A 19,041-nucleotide genomic window follows, 5' to 3' on the forward strand; every position below is an offset into this window, starting at 1 on the left:
GAATTTAAGCCAGAGCATCCCGCCCGTTATGGATCACCAGCCGCCCAAGCCGCGCAAGAGCATGCATGCCCAGATCGTTCAGGACTTGGGCATGCACATCGTTTCCGGTCGCTTCAAGCCCGAAGAAAGGCTGCCCATGGAGGCCACGCTCTGCGAGGAGTACAAGGTCAGCCGCTCGGTGCTGCGCGAAGCCACGCGAGTGCTCAGCGCCAAGGGCCTGGTGTATTCCAAGCCCAGGGTGGGCGCGGTGGTGCGGCCGCGCTTGAAGTGGCACCTGCTCGACCCGGACGTGCTGTCCTGGCTGATGCAGTCCACGCCCCATAGCGAGTTCTTCAATACCCTGGCGGGTGTGCGGCGCATCCTCGAACCGGAAATCGCCGCCATGGCCGCGACCACGGCCACCGATGAAGACATCGCCATTATCGAGAAGGCCTACTGCGGCATGGAAACCGCGAAGACCCACGAAGACCTGCTACAGGCCGACCTGGACTTCCACCGCGCTATCGCCGACGCCACGCGCAACGATCTGCTCGCGTACATGTGCAACATGCTGTCGTTGCCGCTGCGCGAATCGATCAACATCACCAACCGGCGCCCGGACATTCAGGGCTTGAGCCTGCCCCGGCACAAGGCGATCCTCACCGCGATCCAAAACCGCGACGCACTGGGCGCGCGGCATGCCTCGCTGGTGCAGTTGGATGACACGCGAGTGGCGCTGGATACGGTGATGAATGTGTTGACGCCGCTTTAAAGCCACTGGAGAGCCAAATGTGGGAGGAGGCTTGCTCCCTCCCACATTTGGAGTTTCACCTATCTTGAGAGCGTGGGCCTGCCCACACGTCCCGCAAGCGCTTTAACGCAAGCCGTAGGCGTGAATGCCGACGTCGTAAAGGTGACTTTGCCTGGCCCAGAACACGCGGTCGCTGGCGCCGTCGAAGCCGCGGATGCCGTGTTCAGCACCGTCCAGCGCCAGACGTCTCCACGACTGGCCCCAGTTCGTGGAATAGAACACCGCCCCCGACGAGATGCTCGCCTTGCCCCACCAGTACAGCCAGCGCGGGGGTTGATGTTGGCTGTAGGTGCTGATCATCAGGCTGTTGCGCCCCACCCACAGTTTTTGGGCCACGGTGCTGGCGGCCAATGGCGAGAACACATTGGGCACCTCGCCCAAAGGTTGCCAGGCCAGGGTGGTGGTGTTCATTTCAGCGACCACGGCCTGCCCATCCGGGCCATGGTCGATCAGGCCAAGCACACGCCCCGCGCCATTGTTGGCAAGGTCGGTGATGTACAGGTCGTCTTCACGCTGGGCAGTGCCCGTCTGCCATTGCCCGTCCACGCGCGTCAGTTCCACGCGCGTGGTGACGCTGACGCTCACATTGCCACCCTTGTCATCGGGGGCGACGCCCCAGAAGCGCTGGGACACCCAGATGTAGGCGCGTCGGGCATCCAGTTGCAGCACGTGGGTCACCTGATCGTTCGAGTCGTGCCACTGCTTGATATCCGGGCGTTTGCGGCTCACGTATTCACGCCCTACCACCAGCGGATGTGGCGTCGCGATCAACGTACTGTGCAGGCCGCCATCGGCGGAGTAATACACCCCGGTCGATACACGGTTGGATTCATCCTCCATCTCATCGGGGAAGCTCCAGGCCCAGACCTCGTCCTTGCTGTAAAAGTACGGATCGAGCAGCATCAGCGCGCCCCCTATCGCGGGGAATAGTTCGCCGGCCAACAAGGTCCAGGTCTTGCCTTGGTCATCACTGGTGAACACCACCTGGCCATCGGCCCCGTTGGGCCGCTTGAGGTCGGTGAGCAGCAACACGCGCGCGCCATCGGCACTGGCCACCAGGGATGCGGCGCCGCTGAGCTGGGCCACTTGCTTGAACTGGCCGTCAGCCTCCAGCCGCGACACGATGGTGGTCTGGGGCTTGCTGCGCGAGAAATAGCCGAAATAGGTGTTTTGCTCTTGCGGCGCCTTCGGCGCCTTGCCGTAGAGCTGCTCGGTCAGGTTTACCGGCCCGGCGGACGGTTCGAAGGTGTGATATTCGTCGTCTACCAGCCCCACCAACCATGTGCCTTGAGCCGTCACCACCACGCCGGTTCCCGACTCGCCAAAATCACGTGGCGTCAGGCCCTGCAAGCCCCCCACCGCCTGCTGATCCGGGCTGGCGCCGCCAATTTCCAGCTTGGGGCCGGTGATAATCCACATGTACCACAGCGCAGCGCCGACCAGCAGCGCGACGACCAGGCGGGGGATAAGGATTGAACGAGGCATGGGATGTCCATCTCCGGGAAAATGGGCACGGTTTTCTCATCTATCGGGCAAGCGGTAAACGCTTATTTGAGGGAACGCGGGGTTTTCTGCCGAGACTGTGAGGTGGCGTGCAAACACCCGCGGATGATGCACGCCACCAGGCAGAATTACAGGGAGTAGGAGATACCCACCTGCACCGTGCGCGGCGCGCCGGGATAGGCGTAGAAGTTCAAGAAGGAGCCTTCGTCATACTCACGATTGAATAGGTTCTTAACGTCGAGGTTGAGTCTGACGTTTTCGTTGACCTTGTAGTAACCGAGCAGGTCGATGACCGTATAAGCATCCATCGTGAACGTAGAGTTGGTGGTCTGCCCGGCTCGGTCAGCCACATATTTACCACCTGCACCAAGGCCCAGGCCTTTGAGTGCACCGTCTTGAAATTCATACACGTTGAGCAGGCTGAAGCTATTGCGCGGGATGTTGGCCAGACGCGTGCCAGTACGGACCGTCGTGTCCTTGGTGACGGCGGCATCCACATAGGCATAGCCGCCGATAACCCGCCACTCAGGTGTGAGGTTACCGGCCACGTTCAGGTCGAAACCGCGGCTGCGTACCTGGCCCGTCGCAACGTTGAAAGCAGAGTTGAGCGGGTCAACACCTTGAACGTTTTTCTTTTCAATCTGATAGATCGCCGCGTCGACGCTCAGTTGGCGATCCAGAGCTTCCCACTTGATGCCCATCTCGTAGGATTTGCCCTTTTCCGGCTCGAAGCCACCGCCTTCGCGCGCAGCACCAATGTTGGGCTTGAACGAGCGTGCGGCATCGGCATAGACCGCCACGGTATCGGTGAGGTCATAGATCACCCCCACGCGTGGGGTGACGGCGTTTTCTGCGGTCTGAAAAGGGTTCACGCCGGGCACATAACTTTCGTAGTCATGCTCAAACCGTTCAAAACGCGCGCCAGCCAGGACTTTCAAGCGTTCAGTCAGGGCCACCTGGTCCTGCACGAAGGCCGCGTAGGTCTTGAGGTTTTCCTTATCGTGGGTCGGCGTACGGGTCAGTGCCGGGCGTGGCTGACCATAGACCGGGTCGAAGATATCGATCGGAAAAGTTCCGGCTGCAAGGCTGGAGCGCTGGATGATTGACTTGTAGTCGTAGTCTTCGTATTCGACGCCAGTGAGCAGCGTGTGCTCCAGCCCACCGGTGGAGAAGTGCCCCGTCAGATTGAGTTGGTAGTCCTTGTCGGTCCACTCCAACTTGCGATAGTTGAAGTTGCGCTGAAGGGTACGCCCATCGGCGCCCAGGCTATTGGCGTTGTTAGCCTCTACGCCATTGCCTTTCATGGTGCCGTCCAACCATTGGAAGCCACCGCCCAGGGTCCAGTTGTCGTTGAGCACGTGCTCAAAGCGCAACTGCGCCACATTGTTATCGTTGTGCAGATCACCGGCGTATTTTTCGCCCCAGAACGTGTCCCGCGACGGGGTACTGCGCTGGTTCGCGAAACGCGTCAAACCACGGTCCAGCGGGTGATTGTTGCGTATGAAATCACCCTCGAAGATCACCTTGGTCGCATCGGTGACCTGCCAAGTGATCACCGGGGCTACGCCGTAGCGTTCGGTCTCGACGTGATCACGGAAGGTGTCGCCGCCCTCGCCCACCACGTTGAGGCGATAGGCCAGGCGGCCTTCTTCGTCCAGCGGGCCGGAGGCATCCAGGGTGCCGCGCTTCATGCCCTGGTCATTCAATTGGCTGCCAAGGGTCACAGTGCGTTCGGCCAGCGGCTGCTTGGACACCACATTGAAGGTGCCGCCGGGATCGCCACGGCCGTACAGCATGGTCGCCGGGCCGCGCAGCACTTCAAGGCGTTCGATGGTATTGGCGTCGGGCGTGGCCGGATAGCCGCGGTTTACGGGGAACCCATTGCGATAAAACTCGGCTGTGGTAAAGCCACGCACGGTGAAACTGGTAAGCCCCTGCCCGCCAAAGTTGTTGGCCCGGCCCACACCGCCAGCGTAATCCAGGGCGTCTTGCAGACGGGTCGCACCGATGTCCTCGACCACGTCCTTGGACACCACGCTGATCGACTGCGGGGTTTCATGAATCGAGGTATCGGTGCGCGTCGCACTCGCTGAACGCGTGGCGTGGTAGCCCTTGACCGGCCCCTGCGCCGTCTCGTAGTCCGCGGCGCCGGTCACGTTGGTCGCTTGCAGTTCGAGGCTGGCTTTTTCGGTGGGCGAAACCTCTGCCCAGGTAAAAGGCGAAAACGCCTGAAGCACGCAGATGGAAATCAGGGTACGACGCATGGATGTTGCACCTAGTGAATGAGCCAGATGGGGCGGCAAACCTGCCAAGAATTCGCGGCGCATGGTATATCAACGCATTCTTGTTTGATATCTATTCTCATTCGTTATTTTTTGGGTATCCGCTTTGTTACGTTCTCCCGCACCCGCGCGCCATCCAGGTACACACAATCCTTGCCATTACCCTTGGCGGTGTACAGGTTGCGGTCGGCACACTTGAGGACCGCCGACATGTCGGCACCCGCCGAGAAACGCGTCATGCCTGCACTGCAAGTGTAATGATGGGGCGGCGCGACGCTGCTGCGAATCGCCTGCAACAGGCGCAGTGCGAAATCGCCGGCAGCCCAAGGGTCATCCCCCAGCACCAACACACCGAACTCTTCGCCGCCGATCCTGCCGAAACTGTGGCTGCCTGGGGTGTTTTTGAGGCTGGCGGCCATGGCGCAGAGAATCCTGTCGCCAACATCGTGGCCGAACTGATCGTTTTTCAATTTGAAACTGTCGATATCCAACATCATGAACCAGCCGCCTTCATTGGCGGCGATCAACTTGGCGAAGCTCTCCATGAAAGCGCGCCGGTTGAGGATGGAGGTCAAGTAATCAGTCTGGGCCAATTCACGAAACTCACTTTCCACCAACAACACTGAGCGCAGGTTTTTCAAGTAGGAGAAGCTCAGGATGAAACCAATCGACACCGACGATAAGCAGAAAATGAACAGATAGGTCTGCGCACCCGGATAAAAACCCGCCGTGATGGTGGGCCACAGCACGGCCCACACCAATGCCGCGCAAAGCAGAAAATCCGCGACGGCGATAAAGAGGATGGCGCTGCTGATGACCACTGTCACCGCGAGCGGTAAGGCAAACACCTGCAGTTCAACGTTGGCGCTGATCACGTAGGCGAAGCCGGCGCAGAGCAGCACCGCGTAGACCACGCCCAATAGGCGCCACACCCGATAATTGACCGCCACGCGATGGCAGCCAAACACGATCAGCAAGCCCAGCGTGATCGCCATCAGGTCCAGCCCCCATATCACCGGGCTCGCCAGCAACACCCCCAACCAAGCGATGATTCCGAGCAATTCGGCCTGGGTGACTGCAGGCGATAACAAGCGCTGCATTCGCGGCCTGAGCTTCAAAATAGCCGGCATGATTTCCTTCCCTGTATTAGTTGCCTATGTACTATCGGCCTGGCTCAACTGAAGGCTGTGTAAGCACGTCGCAAACGAATACGCCATAAAGCGTCTGACCAAATAAATAAACGGCGGCAGCACTTCAAGTTGGGTCTTTGAATGAATCTTGAAATATCCCCGGTCCGCGCCCTCTTGTACCAAACGAATAACATGGGTTTTGGACACCGATAACTGCTCTGCGATTGCAAGATAGGAAGACGACCTGAAACTTGCACCCTGGTTATCCGGCGCACAGGCATCGTTATAAATCGCCAACATCAACATGTGCCCGGCATCGCGCTTTACCAGCCAATAACAGTCAGGCAGTAACAGATCGATGGTCGCGTTGTGCGTCAGCAGAACCGAAAAACCTTTGAAATAACGTGCCAGGTAAGTGCGGTCATCCAACCCCGCCATTTGCGCGACAACGGACTTTTCGGGGCACATCACGCCCAGTGGCTCCACCACGGACGCGAGCATCAGCCTGATCTCCCGGCAGGCCTGGGACGAAGGCCTGAATACCCGCAAGCGGCTGTCATCGGAATGGCCCGTGACCTTCATGAACCCCAGCGCCCGGAACAACAGGAAGATCGACTCCAAACTGTTTCCCGAACAGAACCCGCGCGTCATGCAAAACTCTTTGACCTCGGAGAGTAACGGCACGGGCTTGGAGAAATAAGTGCTCAACAGCGTAAAGGACACCATCAAACGGCTGAACTTTAACGCGGTCTTGTAAAAAAACGGTCTCTTTGAATAGGGCTCCAGCAACATTATGTAATGATTGCGCACGCACGCTTCAAACTTTTCATGACGCTCAAACGCTTGCGCCGAATGCTCCATTGCCAACTTCAACGAACTGCCACACATGAGAAAGAGCCCTGATCAAACAACTTGGATTCACTGATCTCAATTGCAGTACCGGTAATGGCTTTTTGCCTTGAGCGCAATCTATCGTAATTACGCCAACGGACAGCGTCGCTACCAAAATTGTTCCGAAAATGCCCGAGTGGCTTAACCGTTTCAGTGAGCCTTCGAACCTTCCCCCCAGCCCGGCGTCCGAGCTAAGGCACTGTTTGCTTACCGTTCACCGCGAGGTTGTCGTTTGAAAGCCGCCATCATCAAAAAATACCGTTTGATCATCAAGACCATGGGTTACGTAGGCTGGTCGCTGTTCTGGCTGCTGCTGTGGGATATCGCCGTCACGGTGGATTTCATGCTGTTTCTCAACGCCAAGGTCAACTTGCCGCTGATGCCGCTCACCTTGCTGGGTTCGGCGCTCATTGTGTTGATCAGTTTTCGCAACAGCAGTGCCTACAACCGCTGGTGGGAGGCGCGGACCTTGTGGGGCGCGATGGTCAACAACTCACGTAGCTTTGCGCGCCAGGTACTGACCCTGCTGGACGACCCCGGCAGCGACGTGAACCCGACCAAATCCACCCTGCTGCGCCGCCATGTGGCCTATGTGAACTGCCTGGCCGCACACCTCAAGGGCGAGCCGTGCCCGGATGAAGTACGCGCGTTCATCCCCACCGACGAATTCGCGCGCAACGGCGCTACCAATAATTTTGCCAACGATATCCTCACCGGTTCGGCGGCGTTGTTGGCTCGCGAATACAAGGCCGGGCACCTGGACAGCATTCGCCTGGCGCGGTTGGAGTCGACGCTGGTGGACCTGTCCAACGCCCAAGGCGGCATGGAGCGTATCGCCAACACGCCCCTGCCCTACCCTTACGTGTATTTTCCACGGCTGTTTATTTCGTTGTTCTGCCTGATCGTACCGGTGGGCCTGGTGGAGTCCCTGGGCTGGTTCACGCCGTTGGCGTCGACGGTGGTGGGCTTCATGCTGTTGGCCATCGAACGCATCGGCACCGATCTGCAAAGCCCGTTTCGCTCCAGCGAACACCAGATCCAGATGGAAGCCATCTGCGAAACCATCGAAAAGAACCTGCAATCGATGCGCCGCGACGCCCTGGCCGACGACCAAATCGGCTGATCACACCTCGCGCCCTAAAGTGCGTGCCCTACCGGTCGATAAACCAAGGGTACGCATGGCCATATCCCCTCATAACAACACATGCGGCGTTCAGCACTAGCGTTTCTCCTTGCCAAAACTACAAATACCCGCAGGTGAAGTCATGAATATCAAGCAGAAGTTGACCTGGGCGTTCGCGGCAATCGCGTGCCTTCCGGTCATACTCGTGGCCGTGTTGGTAGTGCTGAATCTGCGCGAGGGGGCCCTGGCCAATTTCCTCGACAGCAGCGGTCGCGAAATACGCCAGATCGACAACGGCATGAAGCAGTTCTTCGACGGCATCAGCCAGAACGTCGATTTCGTGGCCAAGGACCCGCGCGTTGTCGCGGCCAAGGACCTCAAGAGCTACGCCGGCGCCGAGGCGGCGCAAATCCCGCTGACCCAGACCAACAAAGAGCTGCTGGCGATTTTCGACCAGTTCGCCAAAAGCCATCCCACCACCGCCTACCTGTCCCTGGGCCTGAGCGACGGCGGCTACGCCAGTTGGCCGGACGACACCAAACTGAACAACTACGACCCACGTGTGCGCCCCTGGTACAAAGCGGCCATCGCCGCCCCCGGCGCCACCGTGCGTACCGGCGCCTATTACTGGGCGCCGGACGACGTGGTGTTGATTGGCACCGTACACACCGTCGCCGATGCCAGCGGCAACATCCTCGGTGTGGTCGGCCTGGATGTGTCGCTCAAGCAGCTCACCGAACTGGTGCGCAACATCAAGCTGGGCGACAGCGGCTACCTCATGCTGGTGGAAGGCAACGGCAACGTGCTGGTGGACCCCAGCGATGCCAAGCACAACTTCAAACCCCTGGCCGAGCTTGGCCCCAACTACGCCGAACTGGCCAAGCGCAGCGACGGCGTGACCCAGATCGACATCGACGGCGTGGCCTACATGGCCAACGTGGTCAGCTCCAAAGACCTGGGCTGGCGCTTTATCGGCCTGATCAAGCGCGATGAAGTGATGGCCGAAGCGACCCGCCTGACCTGGCTGATCGGTGCCATCGCGGCGGTACTCGCGGTGGTCTTCGCCATCGTCGGCGCCAGCTTCGCCCGAGTGATCGTGCGGCCGATTCGCGGCGTGGCCGACGGCCTGCAAGAGATCGCCGAAGGCGAAGGCGACCTCACGCGCCAGCTCAAGGTGCAGGGCAAGGACGAGACCGCCAGCCTGGCGGGCTGGTTCAACCAGTTCCTGAGCATGATCGCGCAACTGGTGCAGCGCATCGGCAACGCATCGTCGGACCTGCAAAGTGCCGCCGCCGACACCAGCGAAGTGGCCAACAACATGAACCAGGCTGCCGGCCGCCAGCGCGAAGCGGTGGAACTGGTGAGCACTGCGTTCAACGAAATGGTCGCTACCGCCAATGAAGTGGCGCGTTCGTGCAGCGCCGCGGCAACCAGCGCCGATGAAGGCTACCGCGACGTGCACGACGGCCAACAGCACATCGGCGAAGCCACCGGCAGCGTGCTCAAGCTCAGCGAAGACCTGCAGAAATCGACCCAGACCATGCAGTTGCTGGAGCAGGACAGCCAGAACATCAACACCATCCTCGACACCATCCGTTCGATTGCCGAGCAGACCAACCTGCTGGCGCTCAACGCCGCCATCGAAGCCGCGCGCGCCGGTGACCAGGGCCGGGGTTTTGCCGTGGTCGCCGATGAAGTCCGCGCGCTGGCACGCCGCACCGCCGATTCCACCGGCGAAATCGACAGCCTGCTGGGCAACCTCGCTCGCCGCACCCAGGAAGTCACGCAGCAGATGCAAGGCAGCCTGCTGGTGTCTCACACCAGCGTGGAGCGCATCCAGCAGGCCCGCGACAGCTTCGACAAGATCCGCGGCTCGGTGGACTCGATCCGCGACCAGAACACCCAGATCGCCACCGCGGCCGAGGAACAGCACCAGGTTGCCGAAGAGATCAACCGCCACATCGCACAGATCCATGCCGATGCGCAGTTGGTGGAAGGCTTTGCGCATTCGGCGCAAACCGGCTCAGGCCGCTTGACCGATATTTCCGGTCAGCTCAAGGGCCTGGTGGGTCGCTTCAAGTTCTAGCCGCTGTCACACCGGGGTCGCCTGCGGGGGCGTGTATTGGCTACTATAGCCACGCGTTTCCCGCCCTTTGCCCAACCACCCCGGAGCCTTAATGCCCAACCCCAAGGACACGGCCGCCGACAGCAGCGCCCCGATGATTCCCGAGCAGCGCCGTGAGCAAATCCTGCGGCAGTTGCGCAAGCATCAGGTGATGAGCGTGCACCAGTTGATGGAGATGTTCGATTGCTCGCACATGACCGTGCGCCGCGACATCGCCTTGCTGGAGCAGGAAGGCCGCGCGTACTCCGTCACCGGCGGAGTGCGTATCGCCAGCCAGTTACACAGCGAACCCAGCCATCAATCCAAAGCCGTCGTGGAACTGCCGCAAAAGCAGGCCATGGCACGGCTGGCCGCGCGGCTATTGCACGCGGACATGACGGTATACTTGGACGCCGGCACCAGCACATTGGAGATCGTCCCGTATATCAAGGCGCTGTCCGGCATGACGGTGGTGACCAATGACTTCGGGATCGTACAGGCCTTGATGGATGCGCCGCAGGTCATGGTGATCCACACCGGCGGCCAGCTGGACCACGACAATCACTCCTCGGTCGGCGGGCTGGCCGTGGCGACGCTGCGCCAGGTGGTCACGGACATTGCGTTTGTATCGACCAGTTCCTGGGATCTGCACCGGGGCATCACCACCCCTTCGGCGCTGAAAGTCGAGGTCAAGCAAGTGGCCATGCAATCGGCGGCTCAAGTGGTGCTGGTGGCCAGCAGCTCCAAGTACGGCACCTTCAGCATGTACCGCATCGCCGGGCTGGAGCCGTTCGACGTAATCATCAGCGACGACGCCCTCGCCCCCGCAGCGGCCGATGGCATCCGCAAGCGTGGCATTGAATTGATGCTGCCGGGCGATCCGTCGCCGGCATGAGCCCCGAGCAATGGCGAGGCTTGGATGGCGGTGGCAGGGCTGGCTGATGGGGTGGTTGGCACACTGCCCCCTCCCACGCGACTAGTGGGCGGCTTTCCAGTCCCGCAACCATCTCAGGCCCGCCGAGGTATCGCCCTTTGGCCGGTACTCGCAGCCCACCCAGCCGTCGTAGCCCAACCGGTCGAGCAGTTCGAACAGGAACGGGTAGTTCAACTCGCCCTGGTCGGGCTCGTGGCGGTCCGGTACGCCGGCAATCTGGATATGGCCAATACCGTCGAAATCGCGGCGCAGTTTGGTGGCTACGTCGCCTTCGACGATCTGGCAGTGGTAGCAGTCGAACTGAACCTTGAGGTTGCTTGCGCCGACTTCCCTGCAGATGGCCTGGGCCTGGTCCTGGCGATTGAGGAAAAACCCCGGCATGTCGCGCGTATTGATCGGCTCCAGCAATACCGTGACGCCGACCTTGGCCGCCGCCGCGCTGGCGTAGGCCAGGTTTTGCAGGTACACCGCGTGATGTCGCTGGCGCAGGTCTTCCGAGGGCAGCAAGCCGGCCATGACATGCACGCGGTTGTTGCCCAGCACGGCGGCGTATTCCAGGGCGCGATCAAAGCCACGGCGGAACTCGGCCTCGCGCCCCGGCAGGGTCGCGATACCCCGCTCCCCCGCCGCCCAGTCACCGGGCGGCGCGTTGAACAGGGCCTGTACCAGGCCGTTGTCCCTCAGGCGCTGGCCAAGCACCTCGGCGGGGTAGTCATAGGGAAACAGGTACTCCACCGCGTCAAAACCATCGGCCCTGGCGGCATCGAAGCGGTCGAGAAACTCATGTTGCGGGTACAGCATGCTCAGGTTGGCAGCGAAACGAGGCATAGAAACTCCCGAAAATCAGACAAAAGGCCAGATCAGCAGTGTAATCACGAAACCCAGGGTACCCAGCAAGGTGGTGATGACGGTCCACGTTCGCAGCCCATCGGCCACATTGAGCCCGGCGAGTTTGGTGAAGATCCAGTAGCCGGCGTCGTTGATGTGCGACATGGCCAGCCCGCCACCGCCCATGGCCAGGCACAGCAGCGCCAGGTGATTGGGCGTCAGGTTGAGGGTGGCGATCAGCGGGCTGATGATACCGGCCGTGGTCACCAGGGCGACGGTGGTGGAGCCCTGTACCGCGCGCAACAGCATGGTCAGCAGGAAACCCAGGGCCAGCACCGGCAGCCCGGTAGTACGCAACAGGTCGGAGACCACCGCGCCGATCCCGGTGTCCACCAGCACTTTACCGAACACCCCACCGGCGCCGGCGATGAGGATCACCATGGCCACGCCCGGCAAAGCCGAGCCGATCACGTCCGACACCTGGCTGCGGCTCCAGCCCCGGCGCGAGCCCAGCAGCCAGGCGCACAACAAGGTGTCGATCAACAGCGCCACCAGGGGCGCACCGAGCACCGTCATCACCCCGCGCAGTGCCGATTCAACCGGCAGCAACGAGGTGGCCAGGGTGCCCAACAGGATCAATACGATAGGCAGCAGAATCAGGTTGACGATCAGGCCAAAGCCCGGCGCCGGGGCCGGCGGCAGCTTGGCGACGATGGCGCTGGTGGATTCTTCCAGGCCCATCGGGGCTTCGGCAACGCCGGCCTGTTGCACCGCGTTGTCGTTACCGTGGGTCCAGGCGCGCAGGTCTTCATTGGTGACATGAGGGCCGTAGACTTCGGCGCGGATGTCGTCGGTCATCGGGTAGAAGCGCCGCGTCATGCGCCCCGCCACGCGGTAACCGACGTAGCACAGCAAGGCGGTGATCGGCAGACCGAACATCAACACCCGGCCCAGGTCCGCACCCAATTGGCTGGCCGCCGCCACCGCGCCCGGATGGGGCGGCAAAAACGCATGCACCGTCAGCAGCGCCGCGCACATCGGCAACGCAAACACCAGCAACGGCTTGCGTGCCCGGCGTGCGACACCATAGGCCAGCGGCATCAGGATAATTACCCCCACTTCAAAGAACACCGGCACGCCGATGATGAACCCGGCAATGGTCAGCGCCAGCGGCGTACGGCTGTTGCCAAACCGCTCGATCAACGACTTGGCCAAGGCCTCGGCCCCGCCGGACAGCTCAATGATGCGTCCGATCATGGCGCCCAGGGCGATGATGATCGCGATATGGCCGAGGGTCTTGCCCATGCCGCCTTCGATGGTCGCCACCAGATCAGCCGGTTTCACCCCGGCGACCAGCGCTACCACGATACTCACCAGCATCAGCGCGACAAACGGCTGGAATTTGTACTTGAGGACCAGAAACAGTAGCAGCGCGATGCCCGCGCCGGCGGTCAACATCAAAATCAATGGGCTCATTGGTAAATGTCCTGTTGTTATTGTTTTTGGGCGCAAGCGGGCCCCATCGAGCGCCGCGGGCGGTTCTCGAGTGGTGCTTGCAATGTCGGTCTACGGGTTACCAGTGCGCGCCGAACGTCTCGCGCAGTTCATCCAATGCGGCCTGGCCAAGCGGCTCGGGCCGGGGGTTGCTCATCAACCACAGGCGTGCGGTTTCTTCCAACTCTTCCAGGGCATAGCTGGCCTTGGCCACCGAGCTTTCCCACACCACCGGCCCGAGGCGTTCGAGCATCACGCCACGCACGCTGTTGGCCAGTTGCGCCACTTGCTCGGCGACGTTGGGCGAGCCGGGGCGCTGGTACGCAATCAGCGGAATGTGCCCGACTTTCATCACCTGATAAGGCGTGAGCGGCGGCAGGATATCGTCCGCCCGCCACACTCCGGCCAGGGTCAGCGCCACCAGATGCGTCGAATGGGTATGCACCACGCCGCCCACCGCCGGGTTGCGGTCATACACCTGGCGGTGCAGGGCCAGGGTTTTTGACGGCTTGTCACCCGACACCCATTCGCCGTCAAGATTGACCTTGGCAATGCACCCGGGCACCAGGCGACCCAGGCAGACATCGGTGGGGGTGATCAGCCAACCATCGTCCAGGCGCGCACTGATATTGCCGGCGCTGCCGACGGTGTAACCGCGTTGGTAAAGGCTGCGGCCCACGTCGCAGATTTCTTCGCGCAGGGCCTGCTCGTTGATGGCGCTCATTGGGCGCCTCCCGCCAGTTGCGCCAGGGCTTTGGCAAAGAAGTCGCGCCCCCCGAAGTTGCCCGATTTCAGCGCCAGCGCCAGCGGTTCGGCGCAACTGCTCACCGTGGCCGGCACGCCGGGATCAATCTGCGCGCCGATCTGCAACAGGGTGACGCCAAGCGCCTTGACCACCGCGCCGGACGTTTCGCCGCCCGCCACCACAAAGCGTCGAACGCCCTCTTGACGCAAACCGGCAGCGATCTCGCCCAGTGCATCTTCCACCAGGGCTCCGGCGCGTTCGACACCCAGTTGTTGCTGCACCGCCTTGACCTCGTCCGGGGTGCTGGTGGCATAGATCAATACGGTGTCGGCACTGTCGCGGGCAAAGGCCAGCGCTTGCGCCACCACCGGTTCGCCGTTAGCCAGGGCGATGGGGTCAAGACGCAACGCCGGGCGCCCCGCTTCGCACCAGGCCGCCACCTGGCCGAGGGTCGCCACCGAGGCGCTGCCGGCGAGCACCACCTCGCCACCGCTGACCGTGGGGCATGCCGTGACATCGAAGTCGCCCAGTTTACCGGCGCGGCGGAAATTGCCCGGCAGGCCCAAAGCCAGGCCCGAGCCGCCGGTGAGCAACGGCAAGTCGGCGCACGCACTGCCCAGGGTGTAAAGGTCCTGGTCCGACAGCGCGTCGGCGATGGCGATGCCCACGCCTTGCCCGCGCAGTTCGACGATCTTGGCGCGGGCGGCATCAACCCCCGCAGCGAGCGTGTCGTAGCGCAACAAACCGACCGGCAATTGCGTCTGCTGTTGCAGCACGCGCACCAGGTTCGCATCGCCCATGGGCGTCAGCGGGTGGTGCTGCATGCCGGACTCGCTGAGCAACTGGTCTTGCACAAACAAGTGACCGCGGAAAATCGTGCGGCCGTTTTCTGGAAACGCCGGGCACGCCAGCGTGAAATCGCTGCCCAGCGCCTTGAGCAACGCCTCGCTGACCTGGCCGATATTACCGGCGGCGGTGGAGTCAAAGGTTGAGCAGTACTTGAAGAAGATCTGCTCGCAGCCCTGCCCGCGCAGCCAGTCCAGCGCGGCCAGCGATTGCTCGACCGCCTCGGCTGCGGGCGTGGTGCGCGACTTGAGCGCGATGACGATGGCGTCGGCCTCCAGCCCCTGGGCGACTTCGCGGCTGGGGATACCAATACTCTGCACCGTGCGCATACCGCCGCGCACCAGCATGTTGGCAAGGTCGGTGGCGCCGGTGAAATCGTCGGCGATGCAGCCCAGCAAGGGACGTGCGTTGGAGTCAGTCATGCGGCGTTCCTCAAACAGGCTCGGGCTTGGCGGTGGGCAGGTCGATACCCGGGAAAATCTTGATCACCGCCGAGTCGTCCTCGCGGCCGAAACCGGCGCTGGACGCCTGCATGAACATTTGGTGCGCCGTGGCCGACAGCGGCAGCGGAAACTTGCTGGCGCGGGCGGTATCGAGCACCAGGCCCAGGTCCTTGACGAAAATATCCACCGCCGACAGCGGCGTGTAGTCGGCCTTGAGAATGTGCGGCACGCGGTTCTCGAACATCCAGGAGTTACCGGCACTGTGGGTGATGACTTCGTACAAGGCGTCGGCATCGACCCCTTCGCGCAGGCCCAGGGCCATGGCCTCGGCGGATGCGGCAATGTGCACCCCGGCCAGCAATTGATTGATGATCTTGACCTTCGAGCCCAGGCCATGCACGTCGCCCAGGCGATAAACCTTGCCCGCCATGCCCGCCAGCACCGCTTCGGCCTTGGCGTAGGCGGCCTGCGGGCCGGATGTCATCATGGTCATTTCACCGGCGGCGGCCTTGGCCGCGCCACCGGAAATCGGCGCATCCAGATACAGCAGGCCGTGTTCGCCCAGGCGCTGCCCCAACTCCACGGCGTACGTCGGCGCCACGGTGGCGCAGCCGATCACCAGGCTGGCCGCACGTAGCGACGCCACCGCCCCGCCCTCACCGAACAGCACGGTCTCGGTCTGTTCGGCGTTGACCACCACCGTGATGATCACATCGCAGGCCTGCGCCATCTGCGCGGGCGACGCACACGCCACCCCGCCTTCGACGGCGAACTGCTGGGTGACCGTTTCACGTACGTCACACGCATGCACATTGAAACCTGCGCGCAACAGCGAGCGGGCAATGCCCAGCCCCATCGCGCCCAAACCGATCACACCGACATTCTTATTATTCATGGGGTACTCCAGGGGAAAACGGCGGCTGACACCACACCGGCGAGCCGCGTTGGAATGGCGATCGATCATCCACCAATGAACGGATTATGTGAAGTATTTTTTCAATCTAACATTTTTTAACATCGGTAGCCCTGGCCGTTGTCGCCTCGCGCAGGGCCGGCGGCATGCCCGCGTCGTCCGGCGGCCAGGCTTTGTGTGAAAGGACGTGATGGAACACAAGCAGCAACGCCCGCGTGTAGGCGGGCCGATGATGCACAGGACAAGGAAGGCGCAGGCGTGGTGTATCGAGGAGGTAGTGACGGCGTTTCGTTGAACGTACCGTACGCGTCGCGCGGCACAGGCGCGACGCGTACAGCCACGCAGATCAGCTGAACAGGTCTACCCCGAGCTGGAACGCTACCCACAGTGCCAGCCCCGTGGCGAAGAGCAGCGCGATGTTCTCGAACAGGTTATTGCGGTATTCCTTGCCGAGCAGCGACTTCTGGTTGGACATAATCAGCAGGCCCAGGGAAATCACCGGCAACCCGATGATGTTCAACGCGCTGACGCCGATGGTCAGCGTGACGAAGTCCGGCATGCCAGGCAGCGACCAGACCAACGGGGTCACCAGGATGAACAGCATGAACCACTTATGCATCGGGTCATGGTGGAATTGCTTGCCGTAACGCTCGCGCCGCCCTGGCCGTACGTGCTGGAACGCGTCGGTGATCAGCATCGGAAACGCAGTGGTCTTGCCGGAGATGCTGGCAAACAGCGTGGCGAACACGCCGATGAAGAAGATGTACCAGCCAATCGGGCCAAAGAAGATTTCCAGCGCCTTGCCCAGATCGCCCAGTGTCTTCACTTCGATACCGTTGGGCCGAAGGATTTCGGCACCCACGATCCAGATCGCCAGGTTGATCACAATGCCGACGAACACCGCAAACAGCAGGTCGTTACGCTGGATGCGCTTGTGTTGCGGGCCCGTCCACCCCTTCTGGCGCATGACATACGGGTGCACGAAGTTGGCGATCGAACCCGCCACCGCGCCGATCACCGATACCGCGACCAGCAGCGCGCCATGCACGCCCTCGTCCGGCGGGATGCTGAAACCGATCGTGCCTTTGACGATCCCTGCCATGTCCGGCCCGGACATGACCGCCAAGGCAATGAATGCCAGGGTCATGATTGCCAACAGGCCTTTCATTACGCCTTCGATCATCGAGTAGATGTTGCGCCCGACCAGCATCCACACCGCCAGCACCACCGCCACCGAACACAGCAGTGCGTAGTCGGTCTTGAAGAGCATGGCCAGGGCCTCACCCGCCCCCTTGATCATGTAGGCATTCATCAGGTGCCCCATGAGCAATGCGTACACCAGCAGGAACCAGGCAAAAAACGGGTTCAACTGGGCGTAGCCCTGCAGGATCGTCATGCCTCGGTTATTGCATAACTGGAAGCGCGCAATGATGTTGACGATCAGGTACCTGAGCAGCAGAGACACCGCCAGCACCCACATCATGGCGTAGCCATAGTTGGCGCCCGCCACCGAGGAGGTGATCAGATCACCGGCTCCCAACCAGGACAGCACGGCAATCACGCCAGGGCCAAGCAGCTTTAGAAGTCGTACAACACGGCCGGACGCAGGTGCCGCAGCCTTGCCTTCGATGGAAGGGAAACCGGTCATCGGAGAGTCTCCTTTGTTTTTTTTGTGAGAGCGCGGCTAGTCGAACACAGTTGATATGACGTCGTACAACCATAGGGGTTGGATAAGTATTAAAAAATGTTTCTTCTGCACGAGTGGCAATACAGCCCTCAATCACACGCCACGCCGTGCTGATACTCCCGTGGCGTACACCCGTACTCACGCCGGAACACGGTGTGCAGGTACTGCGCCGACTTGAAGCCGCACTGTTGGGCAATGTCGGTAATCGCCAAATCGCCGTGTTCCAGCCCCTTGGCCGCCGCCGCCAGTTTGAAACGCAGAATCTCGTCATGCACGCTGCAACCGCGCACCTTGCGAAAGTGCGACTCCAGGGATGAGCGCGACACGCCGACATAGGCCGCGACCTGGGCGGTCTTGATGCCCTGGCAGGCGTATTGCCGGATAAACAGCAGCGCCTGCATCACGTAAGGGTTGCCCAAGGGTTGATGCAAGCTGGAGGCCTGCACATTGATGGCCTCCGGCGGCACCAGGATTTGCGTACCGGCGCAAGGCTTGCCGTGCAGCATCTGATGCAATAGCGCGGCGGCGGTGCGGCCCATGGTTTCAGTGCCCTGGATCACCGAGCTCAAGGGCACGCGCGTAAGGGTGCGGGTCAGCGGGTCGTTGTCGATGCCGATCAGCGCCACCTGCTCCGGTACCGCGATACCGGCGGTAAGGCAGGCCTGCAGCAATTGCCGAGCGCGGGCGTCGGTGACGGCGATGATGCCGATGGGTTTGGGCAGGCTATGCAGCCAGGCGATCTGCAGTTCCACGGCGCTGTCCCAGAGTGGCGCGCTGGTGCCCAGGCCGCGATAGATCTCCACGTGCAAACCGTCGCGCTGCATCAGCCGGCGGAAGGCTTTTTCGCGCTCCTGGGCCCAACGGTTGGCCTGGGCTTCGGGCAAGCTGAAACAGGCAAACCGCGTCAGCCCGGCCTCGATCAGATGCTCATAGGCCAGCTTCATCAACGCGTCATTATCGGTCGCCACGTAGGGAATGCCCTTGGGGTAGGCACGCGCATCCTCATAAGAACCGCCCACCGCCACCACCGGCAACTTGATCCCCGCCAATGCTTCGCCGATCAACGGGTCGTCGAAGTCGGCAATGATGCCGTCGCCCTGCCAACGCTCTATGCCTTTGAGGCGGCATAGAAAGTCCTCTTCCAGAAACAGGTCCCACGACGCACGGGTGCTGCTCAGGTAATTGCCGATGCCGGCGATGATGCCACGGTCATAGATTTTGCTGCCGTTGAACAGCAAGGCGATGCGGTGAACGGGCGGTAGGGTTTTCATTGTTGTTGTCCTGTGGCCGGTCGCCAGAGACTAGCCCCCGCCACTCAAAATCGCACG

Annotated in this window: 14 protein-coding genes and 2 pseudogenes; 5 read left to right on the forward strand and 11 right to left on the reverse strand. The window is 61.7% G+C overall.

The window, feature by feature from the left end; translation table 11 throughout:
* The first annotated feature begins 28 nt into the window (after positions 1 to 28).
* Complete coding sequence (locus AB4O23_RS21140; protein WP_017528382.1) at positions 29 to 751, forward strand: FadR/GntR family transcriptional regulator; 723 nt, start codon at positions 29 to 31, stop codon at positions 749 to 751.
* A 102-nt stretch (positions 752 to 853) separates the two neighbouring features.
* Here AB4O23_RS21140 and AB4O23_RS21145 read toward each other — a convergent pair whose 3' ends face one another.
* From AB4O23_RS21145 to AB4O23_RS21160, 4 genes are all read right to left on the reverse strand, one after another.
* Positions 854 to 2,275 carry a hypothetical protein gene (locus AB4O23_RS21145; RefSeq protein ID WP_065877887.1) on the reverse strand — a complete coding sequence of 474 codons (1,422 nt, stop codon included), beginning with the start codon at positions 2,273 to 2,275 and terminating at the stop codon, positions 854 to 856.
* Between the two features lie 146 nt (positions 2,276 to 2,421).
* Complete coding sequence (locus AB4O23_RS21150; RefSeq protein ID WP_460060446.1) at positions 2,422 to 4,557, reverse strand: TonB-dependent siderophore receptor; 2,136 nt, start codon at positions 4,555 to 4,557, stop codon at positions 2,422 to 2,424.
* Positions 4,558 to 4,661: 104 nt separating this feature from the next.
* Positions 4,662 to 5,705, reverse strand: a complete 1,044-nt coding sequence (locus AB4O23_RS21155; RefSeq protein ID WP_026067297.1) for a GGDEF domain-containing protein — start codon at positions 5,703 to 5,705, stop codon at positions 4,662 to 4,664.
* 24 nt (positions 5,706 to 5,729) lie between these two features.
* The gene (locus AB4O23_RS21160) at positions 5,730 to 6,566 is read right to left on the reverse strand and encodes a hypothetical protein (RefSeq protein ID WP_065877883.1); all 837 of its coding nucleotides are present in this window, start codon (positions 6,564 to 6,566) and stop codon (positions 5,730 to 5,732) included.
* A 262-nt stretch (positions 6,567 to 6,828) separates the two neighbouring features.
* On the opposite strand from AB4O23_RS21160, the gene AB4O23_RS21165 reads away from it, so the two are divergent.
* The 4 genes and pseudogenes from AB4O23_RS21165 to AB4O23_RS21180 all read left to right on the forward strand — a co-directional run bounded on the left by AB4O23_RS21165 (position 6,829) and on the right by AB4O23_RS21180 (position 10,718).
* Positions 6,829 to 7,719: a bestrophin family protein gene (locus AB4O23_RS21165; protein ID WP_017528377.1), complete on the forward strand. Its 891-nt coding sequence runs from the start codon at positions 6,829 to 6,831 to the stop codon at positions 7,717 to 7,719.
* Between the two features lie 298 nt (positions 7,720 to 8,017).
* A pseudogene (locus AB4O23_RS21170) lies at positions 8,018 to 8,893 on the forward strand (cache domain-containing protein); the annotation flags it as partial.
* Between the two features lie 396 nt (positions 8,894 to 9,289).
* Positions 9,290 to 9,805: pseudogene (locus tag AB4O23_RS21175) on the forward strand (methyl-accepting chemotaxis protein); the annotation flags it as partial.
* A gap of 91 nt (positions 9,806 to 9,896) precedes the next feature.
* Positions 9,897 to 10,718 (forward strand): DeoR/GlpR family DNA-binding transcription regulator, encoded by an 822-nt coding sequence (locus AB4O23_RS21180; RefSeq protein WP_460069223.1) that lies wholly within the window; start codon positions 9,897 to 9,899, stop codon positions 10,716 to 10,718.
* Positions 10,719 to 10,799: 81 nt separating this feature from the next.
* On the opposite strand, the gene otnI is transcribed toward AB4O23_RS21180, so the two are convergent.
* The 7 genes from otnI to AB4O23_RS21215 all read right to left on the reverse strand — a co-directional run bounded on the left by otnI (position 10,800) and on the right by AB4O23_RS21215 (position 18,984).
* Entirely contained in the window at positions 10,800 to 11,585 is a 786-nt protein-coding gene (gene otnI, locus AB4O23_RS21185) for a 2-oxo-tetronate isomerase (protein WP_068932184.1), read from the reverse strand.
* Between the two features lie 15 nt (positions 11,586 to 11,600).
* On the reverse strand, positions 11,601 to 13,061 hold the full coding sequence (locus tag AB4O23_RS21190; protein ID WP_065877879.1) for a GntT/GntP/DsdX family permease: 1,461 nt from the start codon (positions 13,059 to 13,061) through the stop codon (positions 11,601 to 11,603).
* Positions 13,062 to 13,158: 97 nt separating this feature from the next.
* The gene (gene otnC, locus AB4O23_RS21195) at positions 13,159 to 13,803 is read right to left on the reverse strand and encodes a 3-oxo-tetronate 4-phosphate decarboxylase (protein WP_017528372.1); all 645 of its coding nucleotides are present in this window, start codon (positions 13,801 to 13,803) and stop codon (positions 13,159 to 13,161) included.
* A complete protein-coding gene (otnK, locus tag AB4O23_RS21200) occupies positions 13,800 to 15,092 on the reverse strand; it encodes a 3-oxo-tetronate kinase (RefSeq protein WP_065877876.1) in 1,293 nt (430 codons plus the stop codon). The genes otnC and otnK overlap by 4 nt, the downstream gene beginning before the upstream one ends.
* A gap of 10 nt (positions 15,093 to 15,102) precedes the next feature.
* Entirely contained in the window at positions 15,103 to 16,008 is a 906-nt protein-coding gene (gene ltnD / locus AB4O23_RS21205; protein ID WP_017528370.1) for an L-threonate dehydrogenase, read from the reverse strand.
* 364 nt (positions 16,009 to 16,372) lie between these two features.
* Positions 16,373 to 17,674, reverse strand: coding sequence for an Nramp family divalent metal transporter (locus tag AB4O23_RS21210; protein WP_017528369.1), 1,302 nt, complete (start codon positions 17,672 to 17,674; stop codon positions 16,373 to 16,375).
* A gap of 128 nt (positions 17,675 to 17,802) precedes the next feature.
* Positions 17,803 to 18,984 carry a XylR family transcriptional regulator gene (locus AB4O23_RS21215; RefSeq protein ID WP_017528368.1) on the reverse strand — a complete coding sequence of 394 codons (1,182 nt, stop codon included), beginning with the start codon at positions 18,982 to 18,984 and terminating at the stop codon, positions 17,803 to 17,805.
* Between the last annotated feature and the right edge of the window lie 57 nt (positions 18,985 to 19,041).

The sequence above is a fragment of the Pseudomonas sp. H2_A10 genome (genome assembly GCF_054680085.1).

Bases quoted from the DNA above. Each gene is read 5' to 3' on its own strand.
- AB4O23_RS21140 (WP_017528382.1), top strand. From the start codon at position 29: ATGGATCACCAGCCGCCCAAGCCGCGCAAGAGCATGCATGCCCAGATC.
- AB4O23_RS21145 (WP_065877887.1), bottom strand. From the start codon at position 2,275: ATGCCTCGTTCAATCCTTATCCCCCGCCTGGTCGTCGCGCTGCTGGTC.
- AB4O23_RS21150 (WP_460060446.1), bottom strand. From the start codon at position 4,557: ATGCGTCGTACCCTGATTTCCATCTGCGTGCTTCAGGCGTTTTCGCCT.
- AB4O23_RS21155 (WP_026067297.1), bottom strand. From the start codon at position 5,705: ATGCCGGCTATTTTGAAGCTCAGGCCGCGAATGCAGCGCTTGTTATCG.
- AB4O23_RS21160 (WP_065877883.1), bottom strand. From the start codon at position 6,566: ATGGAGCATTCGGCGCAAGCGTTTGAGCGTCATGAAAAGTTTGAAGCG.
- AB4O23_RS21180 (WP_460069223.1), top strand. From the start codon at position 9,897: ATGCCCAACCCCAAGGACACGGCCGCCGACAGCAGCGCCCCGATGATT.
- otnI (WP_068932184.1), bottom strand. From the start codon at position 11,585: ATGCCTCGTTTCGCTGCCAACCTGAGCATGCTGTACCCGCAACATGAG.
- AB4O23_RS21190 (WP_065877879.1), bottom strand. From the start codon at position 13,061: ATGAGCCCATTGATTTTGATGTTGACCGCCGGCGCGGGCATCGCGCTG.
- otnC (WP_017528372.1), bottom strand. From the start codon at position 13,803: ATGAGCGCCATCAACGAGCAGGCCCTGCGCGAAGAAATCTGCGACGTG.
- otnK (WP_065877876.1), bottom strand. From the start codon at position 15,092: ATGACTGACTCCAACGCACGTCCCTTGCTGGGCTGCATCGCCGACGAT.
- ltnD (WP_017528370.1), bottom strand. From the start codon at position 16,008: ATGAATAATAAGAATGTCGGTGTGATCGGTTTGGGCGCGATGGGGCTG.
- AB4O23_RS21210 (WP_017528369.1), bottom strand. From the start codon at position 17,674: ATGACCGGTTTCCCTTCCATCGAAGGCAAGGCTGCGGCACCTGCGTCC.
- AB4O23_RS21215 (WP_017528368.1), bottom strand. From the start codon at position 18,984: ATGAAAACCCTACCGCCCGTTCACCGCATCGCCTTGCTGTTCAACGGC.